Raw genomic sequence first — 7,291 nt, 5'->3', positions numbered from 1 at the left:
GCCCTCGACGCGGCGGTCGGGTCGGGCCGCCCCGAGGGCGGCGAAGTCGGGGCGCAAGGTCACGCGCCGCCGCTGAGGGCGCGATCTGCCGGCGGCTTTCACGAAGCGCGGCCTCACGCTACACTCCGGCCAAACGAAAAACGGCAGGGCAGGTGGCACATGAAACTTGCAGGCGTGGCGGTGGCAATCTGGAGTCTGGGCCCCGCTCTGGCGGATGCCGGAACAGCCCCGGCGCCAGCCGACCGGCAGGAGACGGCGATGAGCGGCCCCGAGACGACCCATCCCGCCACCGTGAACCTTGGCTTCGGCCGCTGGATCGAAGGCTTCCGGGCCCGCGCGGTTGCCCGGGGGATTTCGCCCGAAACTCTGGACGCGGCCTTCCGCGGCGTCGAATACAACACCGGCGTCATCGAGAAGGACCGCAACCAGAGCGAGTTCACCAAGGCGATCTGGGACTATCTCGACAGCGCGGTGTCGGACATCCGTGTGGCGAACGGGCGGGCGGCGCTCGACGCGCACCGCGATCTCCTCGACCGGATCGAGGTGGAGTTCGGCGTTGAGAAGGAGGTGGTCGTGGCCATCTGGGGGCTCGAAAGCTCCTACGGCGCGAACCGGGGTAACACGCCCCTGATCGAGGCGCTGGCGACGCTCGCCTATGACGGGCGGCGGGGCGACTTCTTCGAAGGCCAGCTCCTCGCGGCGTTGGAGATCATCGAGGCGGGCGACGTTGCGCCGGTCCGGATGACCGGAAGCTGGGCGGGGGCGATGGGCCACACCCAGTTCATCCCGACCTCCTATCTTTCCTTCGCGGTTGATTTCACCGGCGACGGGCGGCGCGACATCTGGTCGGACGATCCGGCTGATGCGCTTGCTTCGACGGCGGCCTATCTTTCCCGATCGGGCTGGCAGAAGGGCGCGCCCTGGGGGGTGGAGGTGACCCTGCCCGAGGGGTTCGACTTCGGCCAGACGGGGGAGCGGGTGAAGAAAAGCGCCGCTGCGTGGGCGGCGCTGGGCGTCCGCAGCGCGGAAGGCCGCGAGATCGGCGACCACGGGCCGGCGTCGATCCTTCTGCCCGCAGGCGCGGGGGGCGCGGCCTTCATGATCTTCGCGAACTTCCACGCGATCGAGAAGTACAACACGGCCGACGCCTATGTGATCGCCGTTGGCCATCTTGCCGACCGGATCGCGGGTGGGCCGCCGATCCGCGCCGCCTGGCCGCGCCAGGACCGGGCGCTTCTGGCGGCCGAACGCCGCGAGTTGCAGGAACGGCTGACAAAAGCCGGTTTCGACACGGGCGGCGTCGATGGCCGGATCGGACCCAATACGATCGCGGCTGTCCGCGCCTTCCAGCGGGCATCGGGTCTTATCCCCGACGGCTACGCGAGCCTCGACATCCTGCGCCGGCTCAGGTGACTTCCGCCCGGTGCAGGGCGCTGGCACCGGCCCTTTCGCCTTGCGCCAGACAGCCCGGGCGGGTGAGGGCGGTAGCCCAGCCGGGTGTCAGCCGGGCGCGCAGGAGCGCCATCGGGTGGCTGCGAAGCGTGAGGCGCAGCGCGGCGTAATCCTCCACCACCTCCTCGCCCTCGCTCATCGCGGCGAAGGTGACGGCGGGTTCCACGATCCCCTCGCCGTCGAGATCGCTGGCGAAAAGCGGCAGGGGCTTTGGCCCCGTCACGGCGCGGGCGGCCCAGAGCGCGTCGCGGCGTGCGAGCCCCAGGGCGGCGAAGGCATCGGCCTCGGCCAGTTTCACCAGCGTTCCCGGCGCCACCCCGGCGCGGCGCCAGACATCCTCCAGCGCGCGGTAGCCATTGCCGCGCGCCGCCGCGATCCATTCCGCCTCCTCCTCGGCCACGCCGCGGATCTGGCGAAAACCGAGGCGAAGCGCGAGAGCCCCGCCCGGACGGTCTTCCATCCGGTTGTCCCACAGACTCGCGTTGACGCAGACAGGCAGCACCTCCACCCCATGCGCGCGGGCATCGCGCACGATCTGGGCGGGGGCGTAGAAGCCCATCGGCTGCGAATTGAGAAGCGCGCAGGCGAAGATGCCGGGGTGGTGGCGTTTCAGCCAGGCCGAGGCATAGACCAGAAGCGCGAAACTCGCCGCGTGGCTTTCGGGAAAGCCGTAGCTGCCGAAGCCTTCGATCTGGGAAAAGCAGCGCGCCGCGAAGTCCGCGTCATAGCCGTTCGCGGCCATGCCGGCCATGAAGCGGTCGCGGAAATCGCTGACGTTCCCATGCTTCTTGAAGGTCGCGAGCGAGCGGCGCAGTCGATCCGCCTCGTCGGGGCTGAATCCCGCGCCGATGATGGCGATCTGCATCGCCTGTTCCTGGAAGAGCGGTACACCCAGCGTCTTGCCGAGAACCGCACCAAGCGCATCCGACGGGAAACTTACCTCCTCGAGTCCGTTCCGCCGGCGGATGAAGGGGTGCACCATGTCGCCCTGGATCGGGCCGGGGCGGATGATCGCCACCTGGATGACGAGGTCGTAGAAGCACTTGGGCTTCATCCTGGGCAGGAAGTTCATCTGCGCCCGGCTTTCCACCTGGAAGACGCCGATGGAATCGGCGGCCGAGAGCATGTCGTAGACGCGCCCGTCCTCGGGCGGCAGCGTGGCGAGCGTCAGCGGCGTCTTGTGATGCTTCGCCACCAGGTCGAAGGCCTTGCGGATGCAGGTCAGCATCCCGAGCGCGAGCACGTCCACCTTGAGGATGCCCAAGGCGTCGATGTCGTCCTTGTCCCAGGGGATGACGGTGCGTCCCTCCATCGTCGCGTTCTCGACCGGCACCAGCTCGTCGAGCCGCCCTTCCGTCATGATGAACCCGCCGACATGCTGGCTGAGATGCCGGGGAAAGCCCTGAATCTCGGCCATCAGGTCGAGCGCCTGTGCGAGCCGCCTGTCGGTGGGGTCGAGCCCGATCTCGCGCAGCCGTTCGGGCGTGATCCCGTCGCCGCCCCAGCCCCAGATCTGGGAGGACATGGCCGATAGCGTGTCTTCCGAAAGCCCCATCGCCTTGCCCACCTCGCGCGCGGCGCGCTTGCCGCGGTAGTGGATCACCGTGGCGCAAAGCCCGGCGCGGTGGCGGCCGTATTTCTCGTAGATGTGCTGGATCACCTCCTCGCGCCGCTCGTGCTCGAAATCGACGTCGATGTCGGGGGGTTCGTCCCGTGCCTCGGAGACGAAACGCTCGAAGACCATCGTGCCCACCTCGGGGCTGACCGAGGTCACGCCAAGCGCATAGCAGACGACGGAATTCGCGGCCGATCCCCGGCCCTGGCAGAGGATGCCCTGTTCGCGGGCGAAGGCAACGACATCGCGGACGGTGAGGAAGTAGGGCTCATACTTCAATCGAGCGATCAGCGCGAGTTCATGTTCGGCCATCCCGCGCACCCGGTCCGGCACGCCCATCGGATAGCGCCATTTCAAGCCCTCCCAGGTCAGCCGGGCGAGCCGGGCGGAGGGCGCCTCGCCCGCCGCCACCTCGGCGGGGTATTCGTAGCGCAGCGCGTCGAGCGAGAAGGAAAGCCGGCCGGCAATCTCTCCCGACCGGTGCACGGCGGCCTCGTGCCGGGCGAAGAGCCTGAGCATCCCGGCCTCTGTCCTCAGCCTCTGTTCGGCGTGGGTCAGCGCCGCGCGGCCCAGTTCGTCCACCCGCAGGCCGATGCGGATCGCGGTCAGCACATCGGCGAGGCGGCGGCGTGACGCGGAATGGAGCAGGGGCCGCCCCGAGGCGACGGTGGGCAGGCCCAGCCGGTCGGCCAGCGCATCGAGACGATCGAATCGTGCCGCATCGCCGCCGTCGTAGCGGGGCGCCATCAGCAGCGCGGTGTCCGCTCCGGCGCGGCAGGCCAATTGTCGCGCCCGTGCCATCCATCCGTCCGGCACCGTTTCCCCCGGCGGATGGAGGAGAAGGGTGATCCCCTCGGACCAGGCCAGGAGGTCGTCGAAGCCCAGATGGCACTCTCCCTTCGGTGCCCGGAGCCGCCCGGCCGAGATCAGCCGGCAGAGCCGCCCCCAGCCTGCCCGGTCGCGCGGCAGCGCCGTTGCCTCGAACCCGTCGGTCAGCCGGATCAGCGCCGCCGGGATAAGCCGGGGCGCCGCGCCGGTCTTGCGCCTTGTCTCGCGCGCCGCGACATGGGCGCGGACGATCCCGGCGACTGAGTTCAGATCGGCGATGGCCAGCGCCTCCTGCCCGAAGGCGGCCGCCTGCGCCATCATCTCCTCCGGATGCGAGGCGCCGGTGAGGAAGGTGAAGTTCGAGGTGGCAGAGAGTTCGATGAACATGGGCGATTCCGAAAGGGAATGCGATCATATTCACGTTTTGTTCCTGTGGCGAGTCGCTCTTCGCCCACCCTGCGCAAACGCAAACGGCCGCCCCGAAGGACGGCCGTTCAGCCAGTTCGCCGCCTTCATGCCACGCGGGCGGCGCGGATCGAGTCCTCGAGCTTGCCGAGCGCCTCGGTGAACACCTCGTCCTGGATGGTGATCGGCGACAGGAAGCGGATCACGTTGCCATGGACGCCGCAGGTCAGCAGGATCAGCCCGCGCCTCAACGCCTCCGTCCGCACCTTGCCCGCGAACTCGGCGGAGGGCTTGCCGGTCTTTGCGTCGTTGAACTCGACCGCGTTCATGAAGCCCGGCCCGCGGATGTCCACGATCTCGGGAACGTCCGGGCGCAGGCTTTCCAGATGCTGCTTCAGCCGCGAGCCAAGCTGGTTGGCGCGGTCGCAGAGCCTTTCTTCCTCGATCACGTCGAGCACGGCATGGGCCGCCGCGATCCCCATGGGCGAGCCGCCATAGGTGCCGCCGAGACCGCCCGGCGCCGGCGCGTCCATCACCTCGGCGCGGCCGACGACGGCCGCGAGCGGGAAGCCCCCGGCCAGCGCCTTGGCCATGGTCATCAGGTCGGGCTGCACGTCATGGTGTTCCATCGCGAACATCTTGCCGGTGCGGGCGAAGCCGGTCTGCACCTCGTCGGCGATGAGAAGGATGCCGTGCTCGTCGCAGATTGCCCGCAGCGCCTTGAAGAACTCCCGCGGCGCCTCGTAGAAGCCGCCCTCGCCCTGCACCGGCTCAAGGATGATCGCGGCGACGCGCTTGGGGTCCACATCGGCCTTGAAGAGGTAGTTCAGCGTGTCGAGCGACTGCTGCACCGAAACGCCGTGCAGCGGCACCGGGAAGGGGACGTGGAAGACATCGTTCGGCATCGCGCCGAAGCCGACCTTGTAGGGCACGACCTTGCCAGTCAGCGCCATGCCCATGAAGGTCCGGCCGTGGAAGGCGCCGGAAAAGGCGATCACGGCCTGGCGCCCCGTGGCGGCGCGGGCGATCTTGACGGCGTTCTCCACCGCTTCGGCGCCGGTGGTCACGAAGATCGCCTTCTTCTCGCCCTTGATCGGAGCGATGGCAGCAAGCCGTTCGGCGAGGCGCACATAGTTTTCATACGGCACGACCTGGTGGCAGGTGTGCGTGAAGTGGTCGAGCTGGTCCTTGACCGCGGCGATGACCTTCGGGTGCCGGTGGCCGGTATTGACCACGGCGATGCCGGCGGCGAAGTCGATATAGCGGTTCCCTTCCTTGTCCCAAAGCTCGGCATTTTCTGCCTTGTCGACATAGATCTGGGTCATCACGCCCACGCCGCGCGACATGGCGGCCTGGCGGCGGGTCTCGATCTCGGCGTTCAGCATCGGTCTCTCCTCGGACGTTGTGGCGGCACCATTACTCCTTCCGCTCACGTCGATCAATATTGCGAGTTGCCGCACAATAAATTTAACACTATCCGGGACGCAGAGGCGCTGGCGGAGGCTTGGCATGGATTTCGATACCGGCGCGCGGCTGAAGGAAGAGCGCGAAAGGCGGCGGCTGTCGCAGCGCCAGCTTGCGGCGCTGACCGGCGTGACGAGCGGCATGATCTCGATGATCGAGCAGAACCGGACGAGTCCCTCGGTCGCCACGCTGAAGAAGATCCTGACCGGTCTCGACATCTCGCTCGGCGATTTCTTCGCGGGGGCGGCCGATGTGGGCGCGAAGTGGCATTTCCGGCATGCTGAGTTCCGCGAGATCACGCCCGCGGCCAAGCTCGGCGAGGTGGGCGGCGGCGTCGTCTTCCGCCAGATCGGCCGGCCGGGCGCGAGTGCGATCCAGATGCTGCACGAAACCTATGCGGCCGGGGCCGACACCGGTCCCGATCTCTACAGTCACGATGCCGAGGAGGCCGGCGTGGTGATCGCGGGCCAGATCCTCGTCACGGTGGGCGAGGAGACGCAGCTACTGGTCGCGGGCGACGGCTACCTCTTCAACAGCCGCACGCCGCACCGTTTCCGCAATCCCGGTCCGGAGATCTGCGTCATCGTTTCGGCCTGCACCCCGCCGACATTCTGAGCATTTCTGCAACAGACGCCGGCAATCCTCGGCGGCTGGCCGGCGTCGGCAAGAACGTGCGACCGGTGGCGGTGCGATTCGGCCGACCTCGGCCGAGTGGATTTCCGCTTATGGAAACCTGCGGCCGAAACGCCGATGGTGCCGCCACTCGGGCAGAGCATCGGGAATAAGATGGATTACGAGCAGTATCTGTATGGTCCGGCCACCCGCGATGCGGCGGATCGCGCATCCCCCGGGCGCCATATCGGCAGGATCGGCAGCCTCGCCGTCGTGGTCGTCGGTGCGGTCGCGGTTCTTTCCATTGCGATCGGATTGCTTGGAGCGGGCGAGGCGGACCACCGATCGGCAGCTGGCGTGCTCTCGGCCGGCCCGACGGCCGGCCTGCCGCCGCAGCCGTTGACGCTGGCGGTGTCGGAGGACGCGGCCCGCGCATCCCGACCCTGAGCCGTCGGCCTGGCGGATCAGCCCTTGTCCGATGGACGCATCAGTGCGCGTCGCCGAGGCAGGAGTTCCGCGGGGCACCCAAGGCACGGGCCGTGCCGACCAGACCGGCGTCAGGCGGATCGCGAGGCAGGAGAGGCCGCCCGGAACACTTGCAGGGGGAAGGGGGCGTCATGGCGCTTCCGGATCGGTTGCGCACCGTGCCGGCAGAGGTCCCGGGGCCTTGCCGAACCTGGCGTCAGCCGTTCGGCCGTTTCGCCTGCGGGGAGGCGAGTTCCGCGAGGATCGCATCGACTGCGGCGGCCGGGTCGTCGGCGGCCCAGACCGGGCGGCCGACGACCACATGGTCCGCGCCGGAGGCGACGGCCTGCGCCGGCGTTGCGATGCGCTTCTGGTCACCAGGCGCGGCACCGGCCGGCCGGACGCCGGGCGTGACGACCAGCCGTCCCGCAGCCTCGGGCAGGGCGCGGA

6 protein-coding genes are annotated in these 7,291 nt (G+C 68.8%); 3 read left to right on the top strand and 3 right to left on the bottom strand.

The features are described 5' to 3' along the window. Positions 1-159 precede the first annotated feature (159 nt). Positions 160-1,413, top strand: coding sequence for a lytic murein transglycosylase (locus tag F9K34_RS15680; RefSeq protein WP_436405755.1), 1,254 nt, complete (start codon positions 160-162; stop codon positions 1,411-1,413). Here the strand turns inward: F9K34_RS15680 and F9K34_RS15675 are convergent. Both F9K34_RS15675 and F9K34_RS15670 read right to left on the bottom strand, forming a co-directional pair. Then, positions 1,406-4,282, bottom strand: coding sequence for an error-prone DNA polymerase (locus F9K34_RS15675; protein ID WP_291338059.1), 2,877 nt, complete (start codon positions 4,280-4,282; stop codon positions 1,406-1,408). The genes F9K34_RS15680 and F9K34_RS15675 overlap by 8 nt on opposite strands. Before the next feature lie 125 nt (positions 4,283-4,407). Further along, positions 4,408-5,685 carry a 4-aminobutyrate--2-oxoglutarate transaminase gene (locus tag F9K34_RS15670; protein ID WP_291338058.1) on the bottom strand — a complete coding sequence of 426 codons (1,278 nt, stop codon included), beginning with the start codon at positions 5,683-5,685 and terminating at the stop codon, positions 4,408-4,410. A 124-nt stretch (positions 5,686-5,809) separates the two neighbouring features. Here F9K34_RS15670 and F9K34_RS15665 point away from each other — a divergent pair, with 124 nt between their 5' ends. Together F9K34_RS15665 and F9K34_RS15660 are read left to right on the top strand one after the other, a co-directional pair. Continuing rightward, positions 5,810-6,379: a cupin domain-containing protein gene (locus tag F9K34_RS15665; RefSeq protein ID WP_291338057.1), complete on the top strand. Its 570-nt coding sequence runs from the start codon at positions 5,810-5,812 to the stop codon at positions 6,377-6,379. A 171-nt stretch (positions 6,380-6,550) separates the two neighbouring features. Next, complete coding sequence (locus tag F9K34_RS15660; RefSeq protein ID WP_291338056.1) at positions 6,551-6,823, top strand: hypothetical protein; 273 nt, start codon at positions 6,551-6,553, stop codon at positions 6,821-6,823. A gap of 235 nt (positions 6,824-7,058) precedes the next feature. On the opposite strand, the gene F9K34_RS15655 is transcribed toward F9K34_RS15660, so the two are convergent. After that, positions 7,059-7,291 (bottom strand): orotidine 5'-phosphate decarboxylase / HUMPS family protein (locus F9K34_RS15655; RefSeq protein WP_291338055.1); only part of this gene is annotated, 233 nt, incomplete at its 5' end.

The organism is Albidovulum sp. (assembly GCF_008933605.1).
In the GTDB taxonomy this organism is placed as follows: domain Bacteria; phylum Pseudomonadota; class Alphaproteobacteria; order Rhodobacterales; family Rhodobacteraceae; genus Albidovulum.
Note: the sequence above shows the minus strand (reverse complement) of the source record. Positions and strands in the feature narration are given on the sequence as shown.